Annotated in this window: 24 protein-coding genes; 5 read left to right on the forward strand and 19 right to left on the reverse strand. The window is 67.1% G+C overall.

The window, feature by feature from the left end; genetic code table 11:
- The first annotated feature begins 10 nt into the window (after positions 1–10).
- Together ACO05N_RS18600 and ACO05N_RS18605 are read left to right on the forward strand one after the other, a co-directional pair.
- Positions 11–1,900: a flagellar hook-length control protein FliK gene (locus tag ACO05N_RS18600; protein WP_422058463.1), complete on the forward strand. Its 1,890-nt coding sequence runs from the start codon at positions 11–13 to the stop codon at positions 1,898–1,900.
- 11 nt (positions 1,901–1,911) lie between these two features.
- Positions 1,912–2,568, forward strand: coding sequence for a flagellar hook assembly protein FlgD (locus ACO05N_RS18605; protein ID WP_422058464.1), 657 nt, complete (start codon positions 1,912–1,914; stop codon positions 2,566–2,568).
- Between the two features lie 4 nt (positions 2,569–2,572).
- On the opposite strand, the gene mmsB is transcribed toward ACO05N_RS18605, so the two are convergent.
- From mmsB to ACO05N_RS18640, 7 genes are all read right to left on the reverse strand, one after another.
- Entirely contained in the window at positions 2,573–3,460 is an 888-nt protein-coding gene (gene mmsB / locus ACO05N_RS18610; protein WP_422058784.1) for a 3-hydroxyisobutyrate dehydrogenase, read from the reverse strand.
- Between the two features lie 151 nt (positions 3,461–3,611).
- Positions 3,612–4,388: an enoyl-CoA hydratase gene (locus ACO05N_RS18615; protein WP_422058465.1), complete on the reverse strand. Its 777-nt coding sequence runs from the start codon at positions 4,386–4,388 to the stop codon at positions 3,612–3,614.
- 77 nt (positions 4,389–4,465) lie between these two features.
- Positions 4,466–5,509 carry an enoyl-CoA hydratase/isomerase family protein gene (locus ACO05N_RS18620; protein WP_422058466.1) on the reverse strand — a complete coding sequence of 348 codons (1,044 nt, stop codon included), beginning with the start codon at positions 5,507–5,509 and terminating at the stop codon, positions 4,466–4,468.
- Positions 5,506–6,654, reverse strand: a complete 1,149-nt coding sequence (locus tag ACO05N_RS18625; RefSeq protein ID WP_422058467.1) for an acyl-CoA dehydrogenase family protein — start codon at positions 6,652–6,654, stop codon at positions 5,506–5,508. The genes ACO05N_RS18620 and ACO05N_RS18625 overlap by 4 nt, the downstream gene beginning before the upstream one ends.
- A 25-nt stretch (positions 6,655–6,679) precedes the next feature.
- Positions 6,680–7,612, reverse strand: a complete 933-nt coding sequence (locus ACO05N_RS18630; RefSeq protein WP_422058468.1) for a polysaccharide deacetylase family protein — start codon at positions 7,610–7,612, stop codon at positions 6,680–6,682.
- Complete coding sequence (locus tag ACO05N_RS18635; protein ID WP_422058469.1) at positions 7,609–8,574, reverse strand: polysaccharide deacetylase family protein; 966 nt, start codon at positions 8,572–8,574, stop codon at positions 7,609–7,611. Before ACO05N_RS18635 ends, ACO05N_RS18630 begins: the two co-directional genes overlap by 4 nt.
- 75 nt (positions 8,575–8,649) lie before the next feature.
- Positions 8,650–10,152: a CoA-acylating methylmalonate-semialdehyde dehydrogenase gene (locus ACO05N_RS18640; RefSeq protein ID WP_422058470.1), complete on the reverse strand. Its 1,503-nt coding sequence runs from the start codon at positions 10,150–10,152 to the stop codon at positions 8,650–8,652.
- Between the two features lie 90 nt (positions 10,153–10,242).
- Between ACO05N_RS18640 and ACO05N_RS18645 the strand changes: the two genes are divergently transcribed.
- Together ACO05N_RS18645 and ACO05N_RS18650 are read left to right on the forward strand one after the other, a co-directional pair.
- Positions 10,243–11,121 carry a LysR family transcriptional regulator gene (locus ACO05N_RS18645; protein ID WP_422058471.1) on the forward strand — a complete coding sequence of 293 codons (879 nt, stop codon included), beginning with the start codon at positions 10,243–10,245 and terminating at the stop codon, positions 11,119–11,121.
- An 88-nt stretch (positions 11,122–11,209) separates the two neighbouring features.
- Positions 11,210–12,532 carry a methyl-accepting chemotaxis protein gene (locus tag ACO05N_RS18650; protein WP_422058472.1) on the forward strand — a complete coding sequence of 441 codons (1,323 nt, stop codon included), beginning with the start codon at positions 11,210–11,212 and terminating at the stop codon, positions 12,530–12,532.
- Here ACO05N_RS18650 and ACO05N_RS18655 read toward each other — a convergent pair.
- The 11 genes from ACO05N_RS18655 to cyoA form a co-directional block, all read right to left on the reverse strand.
- On the reverse strand, positions 12,529–13,776 hold the full coding sequence (locus ACO05N_RS18655; protein WP_422058473.1) for an adenosylmethionine--8-amino-7-oxononanoate transaminase: 1,248 nt from the start codon (positions 13,774–13,776) through the stop codon (positions 12,529–12,531). The genes ACO05N_RS18650 and ACO05N_RS18655 overlap by 4 nt on opposite strands.
- Positions 13,773–14,375, reverse strand: a complete 603-nt coding sequence (gene bioD / locus ACO05N_RS18660; protein WP_422058474.1) for a dethiobiotin synthase — start codon at positions 14,373–14,375, stop codon at positions 13,773–13,775. Before bioD ends, ACO05N_RS18655 begins: the two co-directional genes overlap by 4 nt.
- A complete protein-coding gene (locus ACO05N_RS18665) occupies positions 14,372–15,481 on the reverse strand; it encodes an 8-amino-7-oxononanoate synthase (RefSeq protein ID WP_422058475.1) in 1,110 nt (369 codons plus the stop codon). Before ACO05N_RS18665 ends, bioD begins: the two co-directional genes overlap by 4 nt.
- The gene (locus ACO05N_RS18670; protein WP_422058477.1) at positions 15,478–16,314 is read right to left on the reverse strand and encodes an HpcH/HpaI aldolase/citrate lyase family protein; all 837 of its coding nucleotides are present in this window, start codon (positions 16,312–16,314) and stop codon (positions 15,478–15,480) included. The genes ACO05N_RS18665 and ACO05N_RS18670 overlap by 4 nt, the downstream gene beginning before the upstream one ends.
- Positions 16,315–16,855: 541 nt before the next feature.
- Positions 16,856–17,386: a response regulator transcription factor gene (locus tag ACO05N_RS18675; RefSeq protein WP_422058478.1), complete on the reverse strand. Its 531-nt coding sequence runs from the start codon at positions 17,384–17,386 to the stop codon at positions 16,856–16,858.
- On the reverse strand, positions 17,383–18,681 hold the full coding sequence (locus ACO05N_RS18680) for an ATP-binding protein (protein ID WP_422058479.1): 1,299 nt from the start codon (positions 18,679–18,681) through the stop codon (positions 17,383–17,385). The genes ACO05N_RS18675 and ACO05N_RS18680 overlap by 4 nt, the downstream gene beginning before the upstream one ends.
- Positions 18,678–19,352 (reverse strand): SURF1 family protein, encoded by a 675-nt coding sequence (locus ACO05N_RS18685; RefSeq protein ID WP_422058785.1) that lies wholly within the window; start codon positions 19,350–19,352, stop codon positions 18,678–18,680. The genes ACO05N_RS18680 and ACO05N_RS18685 overlap by 4 nt, the downstream gene beginning before the upstream one ends.
- A 35-nt stretch (positions 19,353–19,387) precedes the next feature.
- On the reverse strand, positions 19,388–19,750 hold the full coding sequence (gene cyoD, locus ACO05N_RS18690) for a cytochrome o ubiquinol oxidase subunit IV (RefSeq protein ID WP_422058480.1): 363 nt from the start codon (positions 19,748–19,750) through the stop codon (positions 19,388–19,390).
- Positions 19,747–20,373 (reverse strand): cytochrome o ubiquinol oxidase subunit III, encoded by a 627-nt coding sequence (gene cyoC, locus ACO05N_RS18695; RefSeq protein ID WP_422058481.1) that lies wholly within the window; start codon positions 20,371–20,373, stop codon positions 19,747–19,749. Before cyoC ends, cyoD begins: the two co-directional genes overlap by 4 nt.
- Positions 20,370–22,388: a cytochrome o ubiquinol oxidase subunit I gene (gene cyoB / locus ACO05N_RS18700; protein ID WP_422058482.1), complete on the reverse strand. Its 2,019-nt coding sequence runs from the start codon at positions 22,386–22,388 to the stop codon at positions 20,370–20,372. Before cyoB ends, cyoC begins: the two co-directional genes overlap by 4 nt.
- 8 nt (positions 22,389–22,396) lie before the next feature.
- Positions 22,397–23,587 (reverse strand): ubiquinol oxidase subunit II, encoded by a 1,191-nt coding sequence (gene cyoA / locus ACO05N_RS18705; RefSeq protein WP_422058483.1) that lies wholly within the window; start codon positions 23,585–23,587, stop codon positions 22,397–22,399.
- A gap of 160 nt (positions 23,588–23,747) precedes the next feature.
- On the opposite strand from cyoA, the gene ACO05N_RS18710 reads away from it, so the two are divergent.
- A complete protein-coding gene (locus ACO05N_RS18710; protein ID WP_422058484.1) occupies positions 23,748–25,085 on the forward strand; it encodes an MFS transporter in 1,338 nt (445 codons plus the stop codon).
- A 6-nt stretch (positions 25,086–25,091) separates the two neighbouring features.
- On the opposite strand, the gene ACO05N_RS18715 is transcribed toward ACO05N_RS18710, so the two are convergent.
- Positions 25,092–25,730, reverse strand: coding sequence for a PilZ domain-containing protein (locus tag ACO05N_RS18715; protein WP_422058485.1), 639 nt, complete (start codon positions 25,728–25,730; stop codon positions 25,092–25,094).
- Between the last annotated feature and the right edge of the window lie 8 nt (positions 25,731–25,738).

Genomic DNA, 25,738 nt, shown 5'->3' on the forward strand with positions numbered 1-25,738 from the left:
ACCGGACGGCATGCCGCACCTCTATGATGCGCCTATGGTGCCCAACCTCCTGCCCTTTTCCGCCGCCATAACCACAGGCGGCGGGCCGACCCCGTCGAATGTCGCGGGGGTTGTGGCCGAGCCCGGCTTTGCCGCCATGCTGGGATTGCCGACTCCGCCGGTGCCCGACGCCGCGGTCAGCGTCGTCGATGCGCCAGTCCAGCTGATCCCGCAGGGCAAGGCGCCGTTGCTGGGGCTGGTCACCGACCAGCCGGTCGCACCGGTCGAAGCGGCTGATCCTGACCAATCGGAGCTTGCAGAACCGATCGCGGTCCCGGCCACGCCGGCACTGGCACTGGTCGAACCGGTCGCCCGCCCGACGGAAGTAGCGCCGGCGCCCTCGTCCGGACCGGGCGATAAGGCAGCCGCGGCGCCGACGGGTCCCGCCGTTATGGTCAATCCGACCGCGCCCATTCGCCCGCTCACGCCTGCGGACAGCGGCGCGCCGGTCGCCGATGCCGCGACCCAGGCGCCAGTTCTAAACCCCGCGCCGGTCGCTGAAGCGCCGACCGAGGGACCGGCAAGGCCGACCGCGATCGATGCGCCATCCCCCGCGCTGGCTCACACCGACGGCACCGTCGCGACGGGCGATGGGGCTGGCAAGTCCATCCCGAACCCGACGCCGTCGGTATCGGAGACGCCGGTGGCCCCGGTCAAGTTGGCGCAAAGGGCGCCTGACCCAGCCCCCGTGGCCGACCCGCAGGGCAGCATGGGGACGGTCGTGGACCCGGTGCGCAAGGCAGAACCGCCGATCCCGGCCCAACCCAAGGCGATCCCGACATCGGAAGATGACAGCGTCGCGGCGATCGATGGGCCGCGCAAGCACGTCATCGGCCCGGTGCCGACAGCTCCGGTAGAAACCGCGCCGCGTGCCGTGGAACCGATGGCGGTCGAGCTGGTCGCTGTTGAACCCGTCGCCGTCGGACCTGATACGGTCAGCTCCGCGTTGCTCGAGCAGCCCGCGGCACAGGCCGAAGCCGCGCCCGAACAGGTCCCGACCCAGCCCCAACCGTCCGTGATGGCATCGATCAGCGTCGCGCCGGTAACGCCGGCCACCGCGGACGCCGTTACTCCGGCGGTACCGGATCCAGCCAAGGTTGAGACGCAGGCCACGCCTGCGGCACCGGTTGCGCTGCGCGTGGTCGAACCCGCTCCCGCTGAAATCGCCAGCGACGCGCCCGCAGATGATGGCGCATTCGATACGCTCGTCGCGATCAAGAGCGATGCCGACGCCGATGCGCTGCGCACCACCAGCGATACCGGCGGCGACGCGATGAACCGCGACGGCCACCGCCAATCGACGCCGCAGCCCGCGGCACCGGCCCCGGCGATCGCACAAGCTGCCGGAGCCCCGCTGCCTGCCTTCGATCCGCTTGCCGCCGCCGCAGCCCATGGCGCGACCCATACGGGTGATCCCGTCGCCACCGAGCATCGCGCGCGCGCAGCCGCGATCGGTGAGGATGTTGGTATCGCCATCGTCCGCCATGCCGATAGCGGTTCGGGCGATGTGCTCGTGATCCGGCTCGACCCCGCCGAACTCGGCAAGATCGAAGTCCGGTTGCGGATGGACGAGGCGCGGCAGCTGAGCGCCGAGGTCACCGCCGATCAGCCCGCGACGCTCGACCTGCTCCGCCGGGACTCCGACAACCTCACCCGCGCGCTCAACGATGCCGGCTTCCGCGCCGACGACCAGAGCCTGCGCTTCGACAGCCGTGGCTTTGGCCAGAGCGACCAGCATGCCCAGCAGGGTCGCCGCATCGCCAGCCGTGCCTATCTGAACGACGGCGATGCCGCCAATGTTCAGTCCGCCCCCACCCCCGTCCAGGTCCGCAGTTCGGGCCGGGTCGATCTCGTCGCCTGAAGGAGCCGATCATGGCCGTCGACGCCGCCTCCGCCGCCAATGCCGCGACCAACACCAACACCGGCAATGCGCTGGGCAAGCTCGCCACCGATGCGACGATGTTCCTGCGCCTGCTGACGACCCAGATGCAGAATCAGGACCCGCTCGATCCGATGGACACGTCGGAATACACCCAGCAGCTCGTCCAGTTCTCGCAGGTCGAACAGTCGATCCAGCAGAATGCGTCGCTCAAGTCGATCCTGACCGCGCTGACCTCCGACAATCTCGTCGGCGCGGCTTCGGTCGTCGGCAAGGTCGCGAGCTTTGGCAGTGATCAGGCGGGCCTGACCGGGACCAGCCCGGCGCAATGGACCTATGCCACCAGCCGCCCGGCGGAATCGGTGGTCGCCACGATCAAGAACGCGTCGGGCGCGACGGTGCACACGGTCAACCTGAGCGGATCGCAGGGCGATCTGGTGTGGGATGGCACGCTGGCCAACGGCACCCGCGCACCTGACGGCGCCTACAAGCTCGAGATCTCGGCGAAGGACACGACCGGCGCGAGCGTGCCGGTTTCGATCTCCGCGCGCGGCCTGGTCAAGGAAGTGGCGCAGGATGCATCGGGCATGACGTTCCAGGTCAACGGCGTCTTCTACAACTCCGCCACGCTGATCCGCCTGACGCAGTGACGCTTCAGGCTTCGCGGGCCTCCAGCATCTTGATGATGCCGGAAAAGTCCATGCCGGCATGGCCCTCGTCCGCGAACTTGCCGTAAAGCTCGGCCGCGCGCGCGCCCATCGGCGTGTCGGCGTGGACCGTTTCCGCCGCCTCCATCGCCAGCTTCAGATCCTTGAGCATCAGCCCGACTGCAAAGCCGCCCTGATAGTCATTGTCGGCGGGCGATTTGGGGCCGACGCCGGGCAAGGGCGCATAGCTTGTCATCGACCAGCTCTGGCCCGACGAGACCGAGCTGATGTCGTAGAAGGTCTGCGGGTCGAGCCCGAGCTTGCGCGCGAGCAGGAATGCTTCGCAGGTCGCGACCATCGTCGCGCCGAGCAGCATGTTGTTGCAGATCTTCGCCGCCTGCCCCGCGCCATTGCCGCCGGCATGAATCACCGCCTTGCCCATGTCGGACAGGAACAGCTCGGCGCGTTCGAACGCGGCGGCGCTGCCGCCGACCATGAAGGTGAGCGTGCCGCCCGCCGCCGCCGCGATCCCGCCGGAGACCGGCGCATCGACCGCCATCAGCCCCTTGATCGCCGCCGCATCGGCGACGCGGCGCGCGGTATCGACGTCGATGGTCGAGCAGTCGATCAGGATTGCCCCGGTATCCGCCGCGCCGAACACGCTGTCGGCATAGACCTGTTCGACATGCTTGCCGGCGGGCAGCATGGTGATGACGGCCTCCGCGCCCTCCGCTGCTTCAGCCGCGCCGGCGACGGGCAGGCATCCGGCGGCCTTGGCGCGGGCGAGCGCCTCTTCGCTGAGGTCATAGGCGCGCACGTCATGCCCCGCCTTTGCCAGGTTCGCGGCCATCCCGCCGCCCATATTGCCAAGACCGATAAATCCTACGCGGGCCATCATCACTCTCCCCTCCCGCTTGCGGGAGGGGCCGGGGGAGGGCCTGTCCGCACGCGGTGTGTTCTGATCTGGAGGGACAGGCCCTCCCCTAACCCCTCCCGCAAGCGGGAGGGGAATTGTTCAGTTCGCCTCCCATACGCGGGAGGGCGACTTATTTACCCGTCCAGTTCCCCGGACGCTTCTCGACGAACGCCGCCATGCCTTCCTTCTGGTCGGCGCTGCCGAACAGGCCGTGGAACAGGCGACGTTCGAACTGGACGCCCTGCGAGAGGCTCGTCTCGAACGCGGCGTTGACCATTTCCTTGTTCGCCAGCACCGCGAGCGGGGCCATCGACGCGATCGTCGCGGCGGTCTTGAGCGCTTCGTCGAGCAATTCGGCGGCGGGAATGACACGGCTGACGAGGCCAGCGCGCTCCGCTTCTTCCGCGCCCATCATGCGGCCGGTCAGGCACATTTCCATCGCCTTGGCCTTGCCCACCGCGCGGGTCAGGCGCTGCGACCCGCCCATGCCGGGCGCGACCGCGAGCTTGATCTCGGGCTGGCCGAACTTGGCGGTGTCGGCGGCGAGGATGAAGTCGCACATCATCGCCAACTCGCACCCGCCGCCCAGCGCAAAGCCTGAGACCGCGGCGATGATCGGCTTGCGCGTGCGGGTGAACTGGTCCCAGCCGGCGAAGAAATTGTGACCGTACATGTCGGCGAAGCCCTGCGCCTGCATCTCCTTGATGTCCGCGCCTGCGGCGAACGCCTTTTCGCTGCCGGTGAGGACGGCGCAGCCCTGTGACGGGTCTGCGTCGAACGCGGTCATCGCCGCGAGCAGTTCGGACAGGATTTCGCTGTTGAGGGCGTTGAGCGCCTGCGGGCGGTTGAGCGTCACCAGCGTGACGGCGTCGCGCTGTTCGACAAGGATGGTGTTGTAGTCTGTCATCGTTGTTCCTGTTCGTCACCCCAACGCGAGCTGGGGTCTTGTAGGCAAGAGACCCCCAGCTTGCGCTGGGGTGACGGCTAATGTCGCGGCGTCCAAGCCTCGTCCTCGGGCAGGGGGGCGAAGATCTGGTCGATCAGATGGTCGCTCACCCCGTCCGGCGTCGCGGGATCCCAGCGTGGATGGTTGTCCTTGTCGATGATCAGCGCGCGCACGCCTTCGATGAAGTCGTGGCGCTGTACGACGCGGGTGGCGACCGCGAACTCCTGTCGCATCTCGTCCTCGAAGGTCGGCATGGTGGCGCCGTCGAGCAGCAGCTTGAGACTGACCTTCATCGACTGCGGCGATTTGCCCGCGATGTCGGCGCGTTGCTGCATCGCCCAGTCGCCCGGATCGGCCTGCAGCGCGGCGATGATGTCTTCCAGCCGGTCGCTGGCGAACAGGCGATCGATGGCCGCGCGGTGGGTCAGGATGGCAGCGTCGGGGGTGGGCGTGGCGAGATCGGTCAGCACCACTTCGATGGCCTGCGGATCGGCGAGGATGTGCGCCTTGGCAACGTCGATGCGCTCGGCCGCCAGATAGTGGGTGGCAAGGTCCAGCGCGACACACTCCGCGCCGTCGAGCCGGTGGCCGGTGACCGCGAGATACTGGCCGACGCGCCCGGGGAGCCGCGAGAGATACCAGCCTCCACCGACATCGGGGAACAGGCCGATCCCGGTTTCGGGCATCGCGAACTTGGTATTCTCCGTCGCAACCCGGAACCGCGCGGGCTGGCTGAGGCCGACCCCGCCGCCCATCGTGATCCCGTCCATGAACGCGACGATCGGCTTCACGAAGGTGAACAGCGCGTGGTTCATCTGATATTCGACGCGGAAGAAGTCCCGCGCCGCAGCGCCATCGTCCGCGCCGCTCTCGGCCAGCATCCGGATATCGCCGCCCGCGCAGAAGCCACGCCCCTCAGCATGGTCGATCATCACCGCCTCGACCGCCGTATCCTCACGCCACGCGGCCAGCGCGTCGACGATCGCGACGCACATGCCGGTGTTGAGCGCATGGATCGCCTTGGGCCGGTTGAGCCGGATCCGGCCGACCTTGCCCTCGGTCGAAATCAGTACATCATTCATTGGCGCGTCAGCTCCCGTCCCACGATCATTCGCATGACCTGATTGGTGCCTTCGAGGATCGAATGCACCCGCAGATCGCGCCAGAAGCGTTCGATCGGGTAATCCATGAGATAGCCGTAGCCACCATGTAGCTGGAGCGCGCGATCGACCACCGCCGATCCGGTGTCGGTGGCAAAGCGCTTGGCCATCGCTGCGAACTTGGTCTTGTCGGGCGCGTTGGCGGTGACCTTGGCGGCGGCGAGATACAGCAACGCGCGGGCCGCCTCGAGCTCGGTCGCCATGTCGGCGAGCATGAACTGGGTGTTCTGGAACTCGGCCACGGCGGTCCCGAACTGCTTGCGGTCTTTTGTATAGACAATTGCCTCGTCAAGGCAGCGCTGCGCCCCGCCGAGCGAGCAGGCGCCGATGTTGAGGCGGCCTCCGTCGAGGCCCATCATCGCGATGCGGAAGCCCTCGCCCTCGCCGCCGATCATGTTTTCGACCGGCACGCGGACATTGTCGAACATCACCTGTCGCGTCGGCTGGGCGTGCCAGCCGAGCTTGCGCTCGTTCGCGCCGAAGCTGACGCCCGGCATGTCCTTTTCGATGGCGAGGCAGGAAATGCCCTTCGGGCCATCGACCCCGGTACGCACCATCGTGACGTAGAGCTCATTCTCGCCCGCGCCGGAGATGAACTGCTTCGACCCGTTGACGATGAAATGGTCGCCGTCGCGCTTGGCGGTGGTCTTGAGCGCGGCGGCGTCGGAGCCGGAGGACGGTTCGGTCAGGCAATAGCTTGCCAGCCAGTCGGCGGTGACGAGCTGCGGGAGATATTTGTCCTTCACCGTCTGCGATCCGAAGCGATCGATCATCCACGCGGCCATATTGTGGATCGAGATGAACGCGCTGGTCGCGGGGCAGCCATAGGCCATCGCCTCCATGATCAGCGCCGCTTCGAGACGGCCGAGGCCGATCCCGCCACTCTCTTCCGACACGTAGATCGCGCCGAAGCCGAGTTCGGCGGCGGCCTTCACCGTCTCACGCGGGAAGATGTGTTTCTCGTCCCATTCCGCCGCATGCGGGGTGATCGCGTCGGCGGTGAAGCGCTGCGCCATCTCCTGGATCGCGCGCTGGTCTTCGGTGAGGTCGAATTGCTGGTCGGTCATATCGGGTCCGTTTTATCAAACAAATTCAGGGCGCAGGGGTTTCGCCAAGCACCCGCCGGGCGAACAGCGGATTGGCGATGCGCAGTTCGTTGCGGGCGTACCAGCGTGGCGCGGGCAGGCCCTTTTCCCACGCCAGCGCCTCGATCAGCGTGCCCTGGGCATGCGGCGTGTCCGGGTCGGCGTCGCGGAGCGGGTCGGCATGGGCTTGGTCGGCGGTGATGATGGTCCAGCCCTTGGCCTTCAGCGCCTTGACCAGATCGCCGATGAACAAGGCGGCGATGTCGGTTTCGTGGAGCAGCATGACGTGGGCGGGGGAGCGGCCCAGCGTCCGGACGGCGAGCGCATCATAGAATTCCGCCGCCTCGACATGACTTTCGACATACAGCTCGCGCAGCGCCTTCATGTCCATCGTCTTGCCGGCCTGTTTTGCGGCGATGGTCAGGCTTTCGATGTTCCAGTCGGACGATTCCGCGGTGACGTATCCGTTGGTCAGGCCGCGGGCCTTCAGCCCCGCGCGGATCGCGTCGCGCTTGACCTTGTCCTTGCCGCCCTCGTCGAGGAACGGGAAGCGGAACCAGGGGCGGTAACCGGCGCGCACTTTGAGCCAGGCTTCGGCGCGGTCGAGATCGGCGAGATAGGCTTGCGCATCGGTGTTGCCGAGCTTGGGGTGCGACCAGCTATGGTTGGCGAGGACATGGCCCGCCTTCACATAGCGGTCGAGATTGGCGAGGCCGTCGCCATGGCCGGGCTGGCCGATATTGCCGGGGTTCACGAAGAACACCGCCTGTTTGACGCCAGCCCGCTTGAGCGCAGCGGTGAGCTTCTTCGCGCGCACATCGGGATCGAGGAACGCCCCCTCCCCGCGTGGCGCATCGTCGAAGCTGAGCGCGATCCGCTTTTGCGCAGCGGCGGGGAGCGCGAGCAGCAGGCTGGCGAGCAGGGCCGCGACGATCCTCACTGGACGGTTGCTCCCTGCATCACCCGCTCTTCGAACAGGCGGTCGGCGACGGGGCCATCGGTGCGGTCGTACCAGCGCGATCCTTCGAGGCCCTTTTCCCAGGCGAGCATCTGGATGCGGGTGCCGTTGGCGAAATCGACCTGCGGCGTGCGGCGCGCGACCGGGTCGTCGAACGCCTCGTCCGCGGTGACGATGGTCCAGCCGGCCTTGCGCAGCCCCGCGACCATGTCGGGGAGGAACAAGGCGGCGAGGTCGGTTTCGTGGAGCAGCAGGACCTGCGCCGGGTGGCGGCCGGTGGCGCGAAGGGCGAGGGCATCGGCGAACTCGGCCGCGCCGACATGGGTTTCGACGTACAGGTCGCGCAGCCGGGCCATGTCGATCGTCCGCCCCGCGCGCTTCGCCTCGATCGTCAGCCGTTCCATGTTCCAGTCATACCCGTCGGCAGTGACGTAGCCGTTCATCAGGCCGCGTGCCGCGAGGCCTTCGCGGACCGCCTGTGCCTTTCCAGCGTCGCTCCCGCCTTCGTCCAGGAACGGGAAACGGAACCACGGGCGATAGTTCGGACGAGTGCGCAGCCATTCCTGCGACTTGTCGATATCGGCGAGGTAGAACGCCGCGCTGACGCGCGACAGGCCGGGATGGGTGCAAGTGTGATCGGCGATGACGTGACCCGCCGTCTCATAGGCGCGGACCAGCGCGCCGTCGCGGTCGCTCTGCAACCGGCACGGGTTGATGAAGAACGCCGCCTGCCGCACGCCCGCCGCCTCAAGCGCGGCCATCAGCTTCGGCCCGCGTTCCTCGAGCGTCAGGAACGCGCCGGCCCCGCGCGGCGTGTCGTCAAAGGTGATGGCGATGCGCTTGTCCACGCGCTCAGGCTCGCTGGCGGTCAGCGCCAACGGCGCGGCCCAGGCGATGCAGGTCAGCGCCGCGACCGCCACCACGATTCGAAACAGCCAGACCATCGCGCATCCCCTGCTGCGTGCAGGACATGGTTAGCACGGGCGTAACCGATTGACGAACGCGGCGGCGCACCCGCATCATCCCATGGTGGGAATGACGAAGGCGTTGGCGGCGTCGCCGACTCCGCCATCGGGCCAGCGCTGGGTGATCGTCTTCACCTTGGTGAAGAACTTGACCCCCTCCATGCCGTGCTGGTTGGTGTCGCCGAACGCGCTGCGCTTCCATCCACCGAACGTGTGGTAGGCAACCGGCACCGGGATCGGCACGTTGATGCCGACCATGCCGACATTGACGCGCGCCGCGAATTCGCGCGCGGCATGGCCATTGCGGGTGAAGATCGCGACGCCATTGCCATATTGATGGTCGCTCGGCAGGCGCAGCGCCTCTTCGAAGCTGTCAGCGCGGACCATCTGGAGGACGGGGCCGAAAATCTCCTCCTGATAGCTGCGCATCTGCGGCGTCACGCGATCGAACAGGGTTGGGCCGACGAAGAAGCCGTCTTCATGCCCCTGCAGCGTGAAGCCGCGCCCGTCGACGACCAGCTCGGCGCCCTCATCGACGCCCATCTGGATATAGCTTTCGATCTTCGCTTTGTGTGCGGCGGTCACCACCGGGCCGTAATGCGCCTCGCCATCGGTCGACACGCCGATCCGCAGCGCCTCGATCGCGGGCAGCAGCTTTTCGCGCAGTGCAATCGCGGTCTTCTCGCCCACCGGCACGACGACCGGGAGCGCCATGCAGCGCTCACCCGCCGAGCCGAACGCGGCCCCGGCGAGGTCGTTGACGACCTGATCGAGGTCGGCGTCGGGCATGACGATGCCGTGGTTCTTCGCGCCGCCCATCGCCTGCACGCGCTTTCCGGCCTCCACGCCGCGACGATAGACATAATGCGCGATGTCGGACGAGCCGACGAAGCTCACCGCCTTGATCTCCGGATGGTCGAGGATCGCGTCGACCATCTCCTTGTCGCCCTGCACGACCTGAAGCACACCGTCGGGCAGACCGGCTTCCTGCATCAGTTCGGCGAGGCGCACCGGCACGCTGGGGTCGCGCTCGCTGGGCTTCAAGATGAAGGCGTTACCGCAGGCGATGGCGACGCCGAACATCCACATCGGGATCATCGCCGGGAAGTTGAACGGGGTGATCCCCGCAACCACGCCGAGCGGCTGGCGCATCGAATAGACGTCGATGCCGGGGCCGGCTCCTTGCGTATATTCACCCTTCAGCACATGCGGGATCCCGCAGGCGAATTCGATGACTTCGAGCCCGCGCTGGATGTCGCCCTTCGAATCCGCGATCACCTTGCCGTGCTCGGACGACAGCAGGTGCGCCAGCTCGTCCATATGCTTCTCGACCAGCGCCTTGAACGCGAACATCACGCGCGCGCGGCGTTGCGGGTTGGTCGCGGCCCATGCGCCCTGCGCAGCCAGCGCCTTTTGCATCGCCGTTTCGAGGTCGTCGGGGCAGCCCAGCGTGACCTGCGCCTGCACCGCGCCGCTATTGGGGTCGAACACGTCCGACCGACGCGTGCCGGTACCCGCGCTGGCGCTGCCGCCGATGAAATGGGTGATCTCGCGCATGGGCCTCTCCTATTTGGGAACGTGATGCACCGGTGGAGTGACGGGCGGCAACCCATCGACATGCAGGGCATAGCTGCATATTTGCAGGCGATGGACTGGAGCGACCTCCCGATCTTCCTCGCCATCGCCCGCACCGGCCAACTGGCGAAGGCGGCGCAGAGCCTGTCGATCGACGCCACCACCGCTGGCCGCCGCCTCCGCCGCCTCGAACAGGCCGTCGGCGAGCGTCTCTTCGAGCAGGGGCCGGATGGTCAGGCGCTGACCCCTGCGGGTGAGCGGCTGTTGACCCATGCGCGTGCGATGGAGCGTGCCGCCGCCGCGATCGGCGAACGCGAGACGGGCGGGCCGGTGCGCGGCACGGTGCGTGTCAGCGTGTCGGAGGGGTTCGGCAGCTGGTTCGTCGGACGGCATCTCGGCACCCTTGCCGATGCCCATCCCGATCTGTCGGTCGACCTGGTCGCGAGCAGCGGTTTCCTCAACCCGACGCGGCGCGAAACCGATGTCGCGGTGCTGCTCGCCCGCCCGCGCCGGGGCCCGCTGCTGACCCGCAAGCTCGCCGATTACGGTCTGCGCCTCTATGCATCGCGGAGCTATCTTGCCGCGCGGGGCATTCCAACCGCTACCGAACAGCTGCGCGAGCACCGGCTGATCGGCTATGTTCCCGACATCCTCTATGCGCCGGAACTCCGCTATCTTGACGAGATTCCGGGCGCCCCCGCGCCGCAATTGCGCTCTTCGAGCATCAATGCGCAGCATCGCATGACTGCATCCGGGGCGGGAATCGCGGTGCTGCCCTGCTTCATCGGCGACGGCGATCCTGCTCTCACTCGCATACTGCCCGACATTGCGATCCGGCGCAGCTTCTGGCTGGTGACGCATGAGGAGACGCGCCACTTCGCGCCGGTCGCGGCGTTTACCGAATGGCTCGGCGCTTTGGTGGCACAGCATCGCGGCGAACTGACGGGATAGAACAAAAGGCGCAGAAAACCGCCATTTGTAACGGAAGTGTCACGCCCGGATAACGCCGCATTTACCCTGCGGTCCCTAGATCAAGGCCATGTTCGCGCTTGCCGATCCCGCTTCCGCCCCCGCCCCGTCGACCACGCGGGAATGGCTGTCCACGGCCGAGCGCAACCCGCCGTTCCTGCGCGAACACGATACGTTGTTCACCGCAACCGAGATGTTCCAGACCAACATGGAACTGCGCCTGCTTCCGGTCGTCGATTCTAGCCATCGCGCGATCGGTGCGCTGTTCGAAAAGGACGTGCGGCGGCTGCTGCTCAACCCGTTCGGCCATGCGCTGATGCGCAACCCGGCCTATGGCAGCGCGATCGCGGCGCATATCCGCCCTTGTCCCCAAGCCGAGGTCGGTCAGGAGATCGGCGCTGTGCTCGACGCCTATCGCGCGGCCAGCGGGCAGGAGGGCATGATCCTAACGCATCGCGGACGGCTGTTCGCGGTGGTCGCCAACCGCCGCATCGTCAGCCTGGCGGTCGAACGCGAGCTCAACCATGCGCGCGCGCAGCTGCGCCGATCGGCGCGGATCGAGGCGGCGTCGCGCCAGTTCGAAACGCAGGTTGCGGCACTCGCGGGGACGCTGAGCACCCTGTCCCAGCGCATCGGCGCCCATGCCGGCGCCACGGCGGTGCGCGCAGCCGACACCGGCGACCGGGCGGCGACGGTGGCGGCGGCGGCATCGCAGACCAGCCTGGGGATGCACGGCATTGCCGAACGCGGGCGCATGCTCGCCGATGCCTTCGCCACGATCAACAGCGACACCGCGCGCGCCAAGCGCGCGGCCGAGCACGCCGTTAGCCTTGTCGGCGAAGGCGGCGCGCGGATGCGTCAGCTGATGCGGTCGGCCCAGTCGATCGACGCGGTGATCGCGCTGATCGGCGAGATTGCCGGACAGGTAAATTTGCTCGCGCTCAACGCGACGATCGAGGCGGCGCGCGCAGGCGAGGCCGGGCGCGGCTTCACCGTGGTCGCGAATGAGGTCAAGGCGCTGGCGACCCAGGCCGGGACCGCCGCCGGGCGCATCAACACCCATGTCGCCGAAATCTGTGACGGCATCGCCCAAGTGGCGGGCGGGCATGAAGAGGTCGAACGGGCGATCGCGGCGATGGCGCGGCTGTGCGACACGGTCGAAGATGCCGTGGCGACGCAGCGCGACACGACGCGCCTGATCGCCGCAACGGTCGATGAAACGGTCAGCGCCGGCGCGCTGATCGCGGACGACGTCGCGGCGATCAGCGGCTGCGCGGGATCGGCGACGCAGAGCGCGCAGGAGATGAGCGGCCTCGCCCACCGCATCCACGCCGAGGCCAGCGCATTGGACGGCGCGGTGCGCAGCTTCCTGTCCGATCTGCGCGCGGCCTAGAGCGCGTCTACCGCCTCCCCTATAACCGCATAAACCCGCGCCAGGTCATCGTCGGCGATGCTGTAGGGCGGCATGACATAGACCGTGTTGCCGAGCGGGCGCAGCAGCACGTCGCGCTCACGGAAGAACGCCATCAGCCGCGGGCCGAGTGCGGACATGTAGCTGCCCGCGCGGTCCTCCAGCTCCATCGCGACGATCGTGCCGAGCTGGCGGAGGTTGGACACTTTGCTGCATAGCGGGGCGCTGAGATCGGTCTGGCGCAGGACTAGGTTCTCAACGCGTTCGAGCACCGGCTCTTCGCGCCAGATGGCGAGGTTGGCGACCGCGGCAGCACAGGCGATCGGGTTGGCGGTGTAGCTCGACGAATGGAAAAACATCCGCGACCGGTCTTCGCCCAAATGCGACGCGAAGATTTCCTCGGTCGCCATGGTCACCGCGAGCGGGAGCGCCCCGCCGGTCAGCCCCTTCGACAGGCACAGCAGATCAGGCACTATCTGCGCCCATTCGCACGCCAGCAGCGCCCCGGTACGGCCCCAGCCGGTCATCACTTCGTCCGCGATGAACAGCACGCCATGCGCCGCGCAGATATCGCGCATCGCGCGCAGCACCCCGGGCAGATAGATGCGCATGCCGCCCGCACCCAATATCATCGGCTCGACGATCAGCGCGGCGGGCCGGGGCGATTGCGAACAGAATTGTTCGAGCGCCGCCATCGTCAGCGGCTCACGACCGCGCTCCGGAAACGGGATGACGTCGACGTCGAACAGCAACGGGGCGTAACTCTTGTTGAACACGCCGCGCGCGCCGACCGACATGCCGCCGATCGTGTCGCCATGATAGCTGCCCTCCATCACAATGATGCGGGACCGATCCTCGCCGCGATTGGCGAAATGGCCGAGCGCCATCTTCAGCGCCACCTCGACACTGGTCGATCCGCTGTCGGAGAAAAACACTTTGGTCAGCGCGGGCGGCATCATCGCGGTGAGGTCGCGCGCCAGCGTCTCGGCGGGCTCGTGCGTCCAGCCGGCGAAGATGAGCTGGTCGAGCTTCTCGCTCTGTGCGCGGATCGCCGCCATGATGCGCGGGTGGCAATGGCCGTGCGTCGTCACCCACCAGGACGAGATGGCGTCGATCACGCGGCGGCCATCGGCGGTGTGCAGGATCGCGCCCTGCGCATGCGTCACCAGCGGCACCGGCTCATTGAGGCCATGCTGGGTAAAGGGATGCCAGACGGGTGACGTCATGCCAGCGGCCCGAGATCGAGCTGCGCCGCCGCCGCACGCAGGCTGTCCGGGGTCAGCGGGTCGAGGCACGGCAGGCGGCCGAGCGACGCGACCTGCCCCATCGCGCAGATCGTCGCCTGGCTGTCGGGGACTTCGTCGCCGGAGAACAGGATTCCGGCGACGGTGACGCCACGCGCGCGCAGCACTTCGATCGTCATCAGGCTATGGTTGATCGTGCCGAGCGCGGTGCGCGCGACGATCACCACCGGCAGCCCCCAGCGCGCGAACAGGTCGGCGTAGAGCAGGTCGCGGGTCACCGGGACCAGCGCGCCCCCCGCACCCTCGATCACCAGCCGCCCCGCCGGTGGCGTCAGGCGCGCGGGGTCGATGGTGACGCCATCGATCTCCGCCGCGCGATGCGGAGAGCAGGGGGTTTCGAGGAAATAGGCTTCGGGCAGCGTTTCCACGCCCGCGAGCCGCGCGACCGCTTCCCGGTCGCTCTCCGCCTCTTCGCGCCCGGCCTGCACCGGCTTCCAGTAGGTCGCGCCCAGCCGCCAGGCGAGCGTCGCCGATGCGACGGTCTTGCCCACTCCGGTATCGGTACCGGTGACGACGATCATGCCAATGCCTCTGCCAGTGAATCAATGTCTTGCGGGGTGACGTTCAGCGTCAGCGTGATGCGCAGCCGCGCGGTGCCCGGCGCGACCGTGGGCGGGCGGATGCCGCGCACGTCGAAGCCGCGCGCCTGCACCGCCGCCGCATGCGCCATCGTCGCCGCATCGTCGCCGATGATGAGCGGGAGGATCTGCGTCCCCGTCGCCGTCACGCCATGCGGAGCGAGTACCGCTTCGGCATGGGCGATCAGCGCATGGAGCCGTGCGCGCCGCTCCGGCTCCTCCGCCACGATGCGCAGCGCCGCGCGAACCGCGCTCGCCAGCAGGGGCGATGGCGCGGTCGAGAAGATGAAGGGGCGCGCGCGGTTGATCAGGAAATCGATCAGCACGCGCGAGCCGGTGACCAGCGCACCCTGACAGCCCAGCGCCTTGCCGCAGGTGTGGAGCGCGACGACGTTCTCCGCGCCCTCCAGTTGCTCCGCCAGCCCGCGTCCGTGCGCACCCCACACGCCGGTGGCATGCGCCTCGTCGACCAGCAGCATCGCGTCATGCCGCGCCGCCACTGCCGCCAGCTCGGCCACGGGCGCGCAATCGCCATCCATCGAATAGAGCGTCTCGAAGGTGATCCATGGCGTGCCCGTCCCGCCCTGCGCGCGCCACGCCCGGATCGCATCCTCCACCGCCTGCGGATCGTTATGTCCCGTCGCCACCGCCGGGGCGCGCGAAAGGCGCAGGCCGTCATGCATGCTGGCGTGGATCATGGCGTCATGGACGATCAGGTCGCCCGGCTGCGGCAGCGTCGCCAGCAGCGCGACATTGGCGGCAAAGCCGGTGGCGAAATAGAGGCAGGCCTCCGCGCCAAACAGCGCAGCGGCTTCGGCCTCCAGCGCCGCAATCTCGGGATCGTTGCCGCGCAGCAGCCGCGATCCGCCCGACCCGACCGCCACGCCACGCGCAACCGCATCGGCCACCGCATCGCGCAGCCGCTGGTCATTGGCGAGGCCGAGATAGTCGTTCGACGCAAAATCCAGCCCGGTGCGGGGGCTCAGCGACCGCAGCCGCCCCGCCCGCTCCAGCCGATTCAGGTCATCGTGGTGAAAGTCTGGCGTCATGCCGCTCCCGCACGGGCAAGCAGCGCCTGCGCCTGTTTCAGGTGCGGCGCGTCGATCATCTTGCCGTCGAGCTGCAACGCCCCCGCGTCCGGATTGGCGGCGAAGGCGGCGACGACTGCCTTCGCATGCGCGATGGCTACTTCGGATGGGGTGAAGGCGGCGTTGATCACCGGCACCTGCGCCGGGTGGATCGCCATCATGCCGGTAAAGCCGTCGCGCATCGCCCGCGCGCAATAGGCCGCCAGCCCGTCGAGATCGCGGAAGTTCGGATAGACCGTCTCGATCGGCGCGACGCCGGCAGCGTGTGAGCCAAACAGGGTCAGGCCGCGGATCATCTCATAGGGCGGGGTATAGCGCCCGTCCGCCTCACGCGAGGATTGCGCGCCGATCGCGGCGGGCAGATCCTCCGCCCCCCAGGTGATCCCGGCGAGGCGCGGCGAGCAGCCGGCATAGCTGCCCAGGCCAAAGATCGCGGCGGGCGTTTCGGTCGCGATTGGCAGGATGCGCGCGGCCACGCCAGCGAGCATTGCGTCGAGCGCGGCGACATCCTGCCCGCTCGCCGATTTGGGCAGCACGATGCCGTCGGCCCCACGCGCGGCGGCAAGGTCGTCCTGCGTCATGCCGCTGTCGAGCGGGTTGATGCGGACCCACAATGCCGGGCCACCATGCTGCGGTGCGAGGAATGCCGCCGCCGCCGCGCGCGCGTCGCCCTTGCGCTCCGGCGTCACCGAATCCTCAAGGTCCAGGATCAGCGCATCGGCACCGCTGGCCAGCGCCTTTTCCATCCGGTCGGGCCGGTCACCGGGGACGAACAACAAGGAGCGCAGGCGCATCGGATTTCCTCTCTCGTGCCCCGCGCCATGCCTTTGCGCGCGCCGGGCTGCAAGGGTGGCATCTATACTCTCCCGCCACGGGGAGGTGGCGCCGAAGGCGACGGAGGGGGAGGAAGCGATGTGGCAAGATGTTGAAGACACAGACGTCATCCCCCTCCGTCACCCCGGATCAAGTCCGGGGTGCCACCTCCCCCTGGCGGGGGGGGGGATAATTTGACGCCGTACGCATAGAGCGAGGTGGCTGCAGACGAGGCTATTTCGGACCGGGACGGCGGCGTCATACGCATACCTCTTCCGCGCGCGAGGACCATAGGAGGTGCGAAGCATGACTGAACGATCAACGCTTATGCTATGCCTAATAGCGCTCTACTTGGGGTCGAGCATTCCGGAGAAAGCGGGAGAAGGGGTATTTTACGCTATCCTCGGACTCGGCTGGGCAGTCTATCTTGTCTGGACAGTTGCTGCCTGGCGTCGCGGTGAGAAGATCTTTATCTGGCAGGAATGAAGTGAGTTCGCTTCCCATCCCTCCTTGATAGCCCCCCTACCGCACCGGCCGCTTCTCCAGCTTCCGCGCCAGCGTCCGTCGGTGCATTCCCAGCCGCCGTGCGGCTTCGGAGATATTGAAGTCGGTCTCGACCAATGTCTGGTGGATATGTTCCCACTCGACCGTCTTGATCGATGAGGTGCGGCCGTCGACCGGGGCATCGACATCGCCATCGACGCGCGCGAACGCGGCCTCGATATCATCGGTGTTCGATGGCTTGGCGAGATAGTGGTTCGCGCCGAGCTTGATTGCCTCGACCGCGGTCGCAATGCTGGCGAAGCCGGTGAGGACGACGATCTTTATGTCCGCATCGCTCGCCCGCAGCGTCTGGACGCACGCCAGCCCCGATGCGCCGCCGAGCTTCAGGTCGACCACCGCGAAATCCGGCGCGTGGTCGGCCAGCAGCGCCGCCAGCTCGTCATGGTTCGCCGCCCACAGCACGGTGTACTCACGCCGCTCGAACGAGCGCTTGAGCGTCCGGGCAAATGCCTCGTCATCCTCGACGATGATCAGCAGCCGCGCACTCATCGCGGTGCCGCCATCGCCAGCGCGGCGAGTGGCAGGACGATGCGCACCCGCGCGCCGCCGTCCAGCCGGTTCTCCGCGCTCGCCTCGCCGCCCAGCTTGCGCAGGACATTGACCAGCAGGAATAGGCCAAGGCCCCCGCCCGGTTTGCCCTTGGTCGAGCGATAGGGCTGGCCGAAAGTCGCGAGGATTTCGGGCGCGAAGCCGGTGCCGCGATCGGCGATCTCGATCACCAGCGCGTCCTCCTCGCGCAGCGCGGTCAGGGTCACGGTGCCGGGCGACACCTCGATCGCATTGTCGATGACGTTGCCGATCACCTGGCGCAGCGCCGGATCGGACACGATGGTGACGTCCGCGCCGAAGCGGTCGTCGAAATCGAGCGTGCCGGGGAGCAGACTGGCGCGATAGTCGGCGACGATTTCGGTCAGGAAGCGGCGCACGCTGGTCACCTCCGGCGCCACGCCGCGCGCCTCGCCCGCCGACATCAGGATGCCGCTGACGATCGCCTTGCAGCGGCGCACCGCCCCGTCCATCTCGGCCAGCTCCTGCTGCAGCTCGGCATCGTCCCTGAGCCGCGGCATCGCGCGCCAGTCGCCGATCGCGACCGACAGCAGCGACAGCGGCGTCCCCAGCTCATGCGCCGCGCCCGATGCGAGCAGGCCCATGCGCACGATATGGTCCTCCTCCGCCGCGCGCTGGCGGACGGCGGCGAGCGCGGCGTCGTGGGTGCGCAGGTTGCGGCTGATCTGGCCGATAAACACCACCAGCAGCACCGCGATCAGCACGAAACAGACGAACCCGCCGAACAGGTAGAGATTGACCGGATCGACCGGCAGATCGGGCGGCAGCACCAACGGCGTCGGATCGAGCGCGAGGATGCCGAGCGCGATCAAAGTCGCGGCGACGATCGTCCATGGGTAATAGGGCCGCAGCAGCACCGCGCCGAGCACGATGTGCAGCAGGAACAAGGCCGCGAACGGGTTGGTGATGCCGCCCGACAGGCTGAGCTGCACCGTCAGCGCGCCGACATCGAACAGCAGGGCGGCGGCCAATGCTCCATCGCTGAAGCGCGCGCCGCTGGCGATCAGCACATGGCTGGCGATGTTGAGCGCGGCGAGCGTCGCGGTGGACATCAGCAGCTGCGTCATCGGCAGGTCGATGCCGAGCGCGAACTTGACCACTGCCACCGTCACCAGCTGTCCGCCCACCGCCAGCCAGCGCAATTGCGTGAGCAGCAGCATGTTGCGCCGCCCCGCATCCGCCGGCTGAAAGGCGGGCTCAAGGATCTGCCGGTTCACGCGTCCTTGTTGGGCGCAACCGACGCTTTGCGCAACACCAGCCAGATGGCGCCCAGCGACAGCAGCGCCAGCGCGAACCACGTCAGCGCATAACCCAGGTGATTGTCGGAGAAGCGCAGCACGGTCAGCCCGCCGCGCGGCCACCCGCCCGGATTGGGCGCGGCGTCGGCATCGATGAAATAGGGCGCGGGGTCGTTCAGCCCTCGCGCGGCGGCGATCGCGGCGACATCGCGCGAATACCAATTGTCCGACGCCGCATCGTTACTGCGCAGGAAGCCGCCGCCCGGCTCGGTCACGCGCAGCAGGCCGGTGACCGTCACCGGCCCCGCCCCATTGCCCGCCGCACGGGTGGCGGCGTTGCGCCGGTCGGGGGACACAAAGCCGCGATTGACCAGCACGGTGAAGCGCCCGGTATCCAGCGGGGTGACGACCCAATAGCCACTGCCCAGATCGCTGACCGCACGCACGAGCGTTTCGCGGTCGTGCAGGAAGCGGCCGGTGACGCGGACACGGCGATAGGCATCTGCCTCGGCGCTGACCGCCACTCCCGGAGCGGGAGCCGCGACCGGCGCGGCGGTGCTGCGCGTTGCGACCGCGTCGATCAGCGCATGTTTCCACGCCCGCCGCTCGACCTGCCAGATGCCCAGCGCCACGAACCCGGCGGCGAGCATCAGCAGCAGCGCCGCTGGCACGGCGCGCCGGAGCTTCACGGAACCTGCTGCTCCAGATGCTGCGGCATCATGTTGCTGTTGAGGTGGTGCATGACCCACAGCGAGCCGGCGAGCATGATGAAGATCACGATCACGGTGAACACCAGAGAGGTCAGCGTCCAGCCGCCTTCGGACTTAGGGTTCATGTGCAGGAAGAAGATCATGTGGACGATGATCTGCACCACCGCAAAGCCCATGATGACGGCGGCGGTCACCCCGGCACTCAGCGGCATCGTCATCACCAGCCAGAACGGGATCGCGGTCAGGATCACCGACAGCACGAAGCCGATCACATAGTCGCGCAGCGTCGCGTGCGGCAGCTCGGCGGCGGCGTGGTGCTCGTCATGGTGCGCGCTCATCGCAGCATCCCCATCAGATAGACAAAGGTGAAGACGCCGATCCAGATGACGTCGAGGAAGTGCCAGAACATGCCAAGGCACGCGACCCGGCGCTGATTGGCCGGGATCAGCCCCTTGCGCCCCAGCTGAACCATCAGCGTCACCAGCCAGATCAGGCCGAAGGTGACGTGCAAACCGTGGGTGCCGACGAGGGTAAAGAAGGCCGACAGGAACGCGCTGCGCTGCGGCGTCGCGCCCAGTTCGATCAGATGGTGGAACTCATAGAGTTCGATGCCCAGGAACGCCGCGCCGAACAGGCCGGTGACGGCCAGCCAGCCCTGCGTCGCGCGAACCTTGCCCAGCTGCATCGACAGCATCGCAAAGCCATAGGTGATCGACGAGAACAGCAGCATCGCGGTGTTGAGCGCGATCAGCTTGAGGTCGAACAGGTCCTTTGGCCCCGGCCCCGCCGCGTAATTGCCGCCCAGCACGGCGTAACAGGCGAACAGGATCGCAAAGATGAGGCAGTCGCTCATCAGATAGATCCAGAAGCCCAGCATCGTGCTGTGCCCCTCGGGGTGCGGATGCTCCTCCAGCTCGTAAAAGACGGGGGGCGTGTTCGGGTCTGCGGTCACGGCGGTCATGCGGCGGCTCCGGCGGCCAGCTGGCGGGTGCGGGCGTCCTCAACCTCGGTGACGGTTGCCGCCGGGATGTGGAAGTCGCGGTCATAGTTGAAGGTGTGGATGATCGCGGTCGCGAGCAGCGCGACGAACGCCGCGATCACCAGCCACCAGATATGCCACACCAGCGCAAAGCCGCTCACCAGGCTGATGCCCGACAGGATGATCCCGGCACCGGTCGGGCGCGGCATATGGATGTCGCGGAAGCCGTCGACCGGACGCGCGGCGTTGCGCTTTTTCATGTCGTACCACGCGTCGAGGTCGTGGATGCGCGGGGTGAAGGCGAAATTATACTCCGGCGGGGGCGAGCTGGTCGCCCATTCCAGCGTGCGGCCGTTCCACGGGTCGCCATCGACCTTCAGCTCCTCACGCTTCCAGATGCTGACCGCGAACTGCACCAGCATCGCGAAGATGCCGACCGCGATCGTCGCCGCGCCGATACCGGCGATGATGAACCAGATCTGCAGGCTGGGATCGTCGAACACCCGCATCCGGCGCGTCACGCCCATCAGGCCGAGGATATACAGCGGCGCAAAGGCGAGCCAGAAGCCCACGACCCAGCACCAGAAGGACACCAGGCCCCACTTCTTGTCGAGCTTGAACCCGAACGCCTTGGGCCACCAGTAATTGATCGCCGCGAACAGGCCGAACAGCACGCCGCCGATGATCACATTGTGGAAATGCGCGATCAGGAACAGCGAATTGTGCAGCACGAAGTCCGCCGGCGGAACCGCAAGCAGCACCCCGGTCATGCCACCGATGGTAAAGGTCAGCATGAAGGCGACCGTCCACATCATCGGCAGCTCGAACCGGATGCGCCCGCGATACATGGTGAACAGCCAGTTGAAGAGCTTCGCACCCGTCGGAATCGAGATCACCATCGTGGTGATGCCGAAGAAGCTGTTGACGCTCGCCCCCGACCCCATGGTGAAGAAGTGGTGGAGCCACACGACGTAGGACAGGATGGTGATGACCACCGTCGCATAAACCATCGAGGTATAGCCAAAAAGCCGCTTGCCCGAGAAGGTCGAGGTCACTTCGCTGAACACGCCGAACAGCGGCAAGATCAGGATGTAAACCTCAGGGTGGCCCCAGATCCAGATCAGGTTCACGTACATCATCGACGATCCGCCGAAGTCGTTCGTGAAGAAGTTGGTGCCGGCATAGCGGTCGAGCCCGAGCAACGCGAGCACGGCGGTCAGCACCGGGAAGCTGGCGACGATCAGGATGTTGGCGCACAGCGACGTCCAGGTGAACACTGGCATCTTCATCAGGCCCATGCCCGGCGCGCGCAGCTTCAGGATGGTTACGATCAAGTTGATGCCGGACAATGTCGTGCCGACGCCCGCTATCTGTAGCGACCATATGTAATAGTCGACGCCGACATTGGGGCTGTAGGTGATCCCCGACAGCGGCGGATAGGCGAGCCAGCCGGTCTGGGCATATTCACCGACGAACAGCGACACCATCGTCAGCGCCGCGCCCGCCGCGGTCATCCAGAAGCTGAAATTGTTGAGGAACGGGAAGCTAACGTCGCGCGCGCCGATTTGCAGCGGGACGACATAGTTCATCAGGCCCGTGATGAACGGCATCGCCACGAAGAAGATCATGATCACGCCGTGGGCGGTGAAAATCTGGTCGTAATGATGCGCGTTCAGATAGCCTTCGCTCCCGCCGAACGCCATCGCCTGCTGCAACCGCATCATGATCGCATCGGCAAAGCCGCGCAGGAACATGATGAGGCCCAGGATCATGTACATGATCCCGATCTTCTTGTGGTCCACGGTCGTGAACCACTCCTTCCACAGATAGCCCCACAGGCGATATTTGGTGAGCAGCGCCATCATGGCGAGGCCGCCGATCGCGACCACCGCAAAGGTGACGATCAGGATCGGTTCGTGCAGCGGGATCGAGTCGAGCGACAGGCGACCGAAAATCGGATCGACCGACGGGGCGGGATGCGCAATGGGATCGGACACGGGCTTGCTCAGCTTTCCGGAAGGGCGGGAAGGTCGGTCATCGCGGTGCGCGCGATCGGCGGGGTCGACTGGCGCACGCGCGACAGGCCGGCGCCGGTCAGCGGGGTGCTGTCCACCGGCATGGGATCGGGGCCGGTCATCGGCACCATCGGCGTGGTGCAGACGGCGGCGACATAGCGGGTGTTGAGCGTCGGCAGCGTGCCGCGCGCAGCGAATTTGTCATAGGAAAGGTCGCGGACGTTATAGGTCCCGGCCAGGCCCAGCCCGCCGCGCGCGTCGATCGCCATCATGTCGTGCATGCACATCTTGCCCGGCTCGACGCAGAGGTTGACGACGCGGTCGAACAGGTTCGGCTCGACCTGCGCGAAGCGGCGCACCGGCTCCTTTTCGCTCGGCTTTTCGAGCTTGAGATAGGTCGCACGGTCGAGCGGCGTGGCATTACCCTTCACCTGCGCCACCCATTCATCAAACTTGCCGCGCTCCATGCTCTTCGCGGCAAAACGCATGTTGGAGAAGCCAGCGCCCGAATAGTTGGCGGAGAAGCCGACGAAATTGCCGGTCTGGTTGAAAATGCCGTGCAGCTTGGTTTCCATGCCCGGCATCGCATAAATCTGGCCCGCAAGCGCCGGGATGTAGAAGCTGTTCATCACGGTCGAAGACGCAATGCGGAAGCGGATCGGGCGATCAACCGGCGCGGCGAATTCGTTCACCGTCGCGATCCCCTGTTCGGGGTAGATGAACAGCCATTTCCAATCGAGCGCCACGACCTGCACCTCCAGCGGCTTTTCGCGGTCGGTCTCGGGCGCGCCCGGCCCTTTGGCTTCAGCGGCAGCGAGCGGGCGATAGGGGTCGAGCAGATGCGTGCCGACCCAGGTCAGCGCGCCAAGGCAGATGATGATCAGCAGCGGCGCGGCCCAGATCACCAGCTCCAGCTGGGTCGAATGGTCCCAGTCGGGATCATAGGGCGCGTCTTGATTGGCCGCACGGTATTTGAAGGCAAAGAACACCGTCAGCGCCATCACCGGCACGATGATCAGCAACATGAGCGCGGTGGAAATCATCACCAGATTGCCCTGTTGCCGCGCCACTTCACCGGCGGGGTCGAGGACGATCAGCCCGCAGCCGGACAGCAAAGGCAGCGCGGCGAGCGCCAGCAGGGGGCGAAGGCGATGGCGGAATCGGACAGGGTTCTGGGCCATGATCCCGCGCCTACGCCCCTGCCCCCGGCGCGCACATAGGACATTTTGTCCAATCCCTTGATGCCCATCAATGCAGCAGTGCGTTTTCGCTGCGGGAAGCCGACACTGGCCCGCATGAGTGAGTCGCGCCGCGTCAGCGGGGCAAGCCGGGAAGACTGGAATGAGCGCCGAGACCGTCCCCACGACCGAAGCCGAGCGCGATGCGCGCGCGGTCAATTCCGATGGCCCGCGGGACGGGCACAAGATTGCGCCAGGCGAGATCGCGATCGGCGTGGTGATCGGGCGCACGTCCGAATTCTTCGACTTCTTCGTCTATGCCATCGCTTCGGTGCTGGTGTTCCCGTCGCTGGTGTTCCCGCATCTCGACCCGCTGCAGGGGACTCTGTGGTCGTTCGCGATCTTCGCGCTCGCATTCGTCGCGCGGCCGGTCGGCACCATGATCTTCACCGCGATCGACCGCGCCTATGGCCGCGGGGCGAAGCTGACCATCGCGCTGTTCCTGCTCGGCGGGTCGACCGCCGCGATCGCCTTCCTGCCCGGCTATGCGTCGATCGGCGTTGGCTCGGCACTGCTGCTCGCGCTGTTCCGCATGGGTCAGGGCGTGGCTCTGGGCGGATCGTGGGATGGCCTCGCCTCGCTGCTCGCGCTCAACGCACCTGAGGGCAAGCGCGGCTGGTACGCGATGATCCCCCAGCTGGGCGCGCCGCTCGGCCTGATCGTAGCCAGCCTGCTGTTCATGTTCCTGATCGCAGCCCTGCCGGCGCAGGACTTCCTCGACTGGGGCTGGCGCTACCCGTTCTTCGTCGCGTTCGCGATCAACGTCGTGGCGCTGTTCGCGCGGCTGCGCATCGTGGTGACGCCGGAATATGCCACCCTGTTCGAGCGCCGCGAGCTTCAGCCGGCGCCGATGACCGAAACGATCCGGTCGGAATGGCGCACGATCATCCTCGGCGCGTTCGCCCCGTTGGCGAGCTTCGCCATGTTCCACATGGTCACGGTGTTCCCGCTGTCCTGGGTGTTTCTCTACACCGAAGAATCGCCGGTCCGCTTCCTCGCGATCGAGGCAGTCGCCGCCGCGCTCGGCGTCGGCGCGATCATCGCTTCGGGCTATCTTGCCGACCGCGTCGGGCGCCGCACCGTGCTCGCTGCGACCGCCGCTGCCATCGCGGCGTTCAGCGGCTTCGCGCCGCAGCTGCTGGAGATGGGCGAGGCTGGCGAGGCGGCTTTCATGCTGCTCGGCTTCGCTTTGCTCGGCCTCACCTTCGGCCAGTCGTCGGGCGCGCTCTCGGCGAGTTTCCAGCAGCGGCACCGCTATACCGGCTCGGCATTGACGTCTGACCTTGCCTGGTTGTTCGGCGCCGGCTTCGCGCCGCTGGCGGCCTTGTGGCTGTCGGCAGAGTTCGGCCTGTTGGCGGCGGGTGCCTACCTGCTGTCCGGCGCGGTCGGCACACTGGTGGCGTTGTGGCTCAACCGCGAACTGGGGCGCACGATCGATTGAGCGCGGTCATGCCGCGCGTACATCGCCCTGCTCCGCGCCATGGATCGCGATCCATTGCGCGACGCGCGCCAGCCGCAGCGGATTGATGAAGATCAGCCCGATCCGCTCGCCGCGCACCCAGCGGACATGCGCGCCCAGCGTACCGATATCGGCAATATCGATCTCGACCCCCTGCCCCAGTTCGACCGGAAGATCGGTTTCGACCTTGGCCCCGCCCTGCGACAGGTCGATCAGCGGGACCAAGTGCCAGACGGCGCCGATCCGCAGACGCGCCCGCAACGTCGTCGTCACGCGCGGGCAACGCGGCAGCTGATCGGGCAGCAAGACATTGTGCGTGTGGAGATAGGTGTGCACGTCGATCGGATCGTCAAAAGCGATCCCGGCCTGGCCCGGCTGGGTCCAGCGCACCACCCCGGCCACGGGATCGCAAACCTTGGGCTCGATGCGCACCCGCGTCCCCGGTTCGAGCGACGCGTAGATTTCAAGCATCATGCCACCCGAGCCGATGTTGCGGATCAGGCACAGATGCTGCGCGCCCGCCTCGGTCAGCAGCCTTGCGACCTGGAACAGAGTCGTGGTGCGATTGTCAGCGCGGCGATCTTCGTCGGGCTGCAGCGTCGTTTCCGGCAAGTGGTCGACAGTCACAGGCAACA

The sequence above is a fragment of the Sphingomonas sp. genome, assembly GCF_965227385.1.
Classification (GTDB): domain Bacteria; phylum Pseudomonadota; class Alphaproteobacteria; order Sphingomonadales; family Sphingomonadaceae; genus Sphingomonas.

Bases quoted from the DNA above. Each gene is read 5' to 3' on its own strand.
- ACO05N_RS18600 (WP_422058463.1), top strand. From the start codon at position 11: ATGCCGCACCTCTATGATGCGCCTATGGTGCCCAACCTCCTGCCCTTT.
- ACO05N_RS18605 (WP_422058464.1), top strand. From the start codon at position 1,912: ATGGCCGTCGACGCCGCCTCCGCCGCCAATGCCGCGACCAACACCAAC.
- mmsB (WP_422058784.1), bottom strand. From the start codon at position 3,460: ATGGCCCGCGTAGGATTTATCGGTCTTGGCAATATGGGCGGCGGGATG.
- ACO05N_RS18615 (WP_422058465.1), bottom strand. From the start codon at position 4,388: ATGACAGACTACAACACCATCCTTGTCGAACAGCGCGACGCCGTCACG.
- ACO05N_RS18620 (WP_422058466.1), bottom strand. From the start codon at position 5,509: ATGAATGATGTACTGATTTCGACCGAGGGCAAGGTCGGCCGGATCCGG.
- ACO05N_RS18625 (WP_422058467.1), bottom strand. From the start codon at position 6,654: ATGACCGACCAGCAATTCGACCTCACCGAAGACCAGCGCGCGATCCAG.
- ACO05N_RS18635 (WP_422058469.1), bottom strand. From the start codon at position 8,574: ATGGTCTGGCTGTTTCGAATCGTGGTGGCGGTCGCGGCGCTGACCTGC.
- ACO05N_RS18640 (WP_422058470.1), bottom strand. From the start codon at position 10,152: ATGCGCGAGATCACCCATTTCATCGGCGGCAGCGCCAGCGCGGGTACC.
- ACO05N_RS18645 (WP_422058471.1), top strand. From the start codon at position 10,243: ATGGACTGGAGCGACCTCCCGATCTTCCTCGCCATCGCCCGCACCGGC.
- ACO05N_RS18650 (WP_422058472.1), top strand. From the start codon at position 11,210: ATGTTCGCGCTTGCCGATCCCGCTTCCGCCCCCGCCCCGTCGACCACG.
- ACO05N_RS18655 (WP_422058473.1), bottom strand. From the start codon at position 13,776: ATGACGTCACCCGTCTGGCATCCCTTTACCCAGCATGGCCTCAATGAG.
- bioD (WP_422058474.1), bottom strand. From the start codon at position 14,375: ATGATCGTCGTCACCGGTACCGATACCGGAGTGGGCAAGACCGTCGCA.
- ACO05N_RS18665 (WP_422058475.1), bottom strand. From the start codon at position 15,481: ATGACGCCAGACTTTCACCACGATGACCTGAATCGGCTGGAGCGGGCG.
- ACO05N_RS18670 (WP_422058477.1), bottom strand. From the start codon at position 16,314: ATGCGCCTGCGCTCCTTGTTGTTCGTCCCCGGTGACCGGCCCGACCGG.
- ACO05N_RS18675 (WP_422058478.1), bottom strand. From the start codon at position 17,386: ATGAGTGCGCGGCTGCTGATCATCGTCGAGGATGACGAGGCATTTGCC.
- ACO05N_RS18685 (WP_422058785.1), bottom strand. From the start codon at position 19,352: ATGCTCGCCGCCGGGTTCGTGGCGCTGGGCATCTGGCAGGTCGAGCGG.
- cyoD (WP_422058480.1), bottom strand. From the start codon at position 19,750: ATGAGCGCGCACCATGACGAGCACCACGCCGCCGCCGAGCTGCCGCAC.
- cyoC (WP_422058481.1), bottom strand. From the start codon at position 20,373: ATGACCGCCGTGACCGCAGACCCGAACACGCCCCCCGTCTTTTACGAG.
- cyoA (WP_422058483.1), bottom strand. From the start codon at position 23,587: ATGGCCCAGAACCCTGTCCGATTCCGCCATCGCCTTCGCCCCCTGCTG.
- ACO05N_RS18710 (WP_422058484.1), top strand. From the start codon at position 23,748: ATGAGCGCCGAGACCGTCCCCACGACCGAAGCCGAGCGCGATGCGCGC.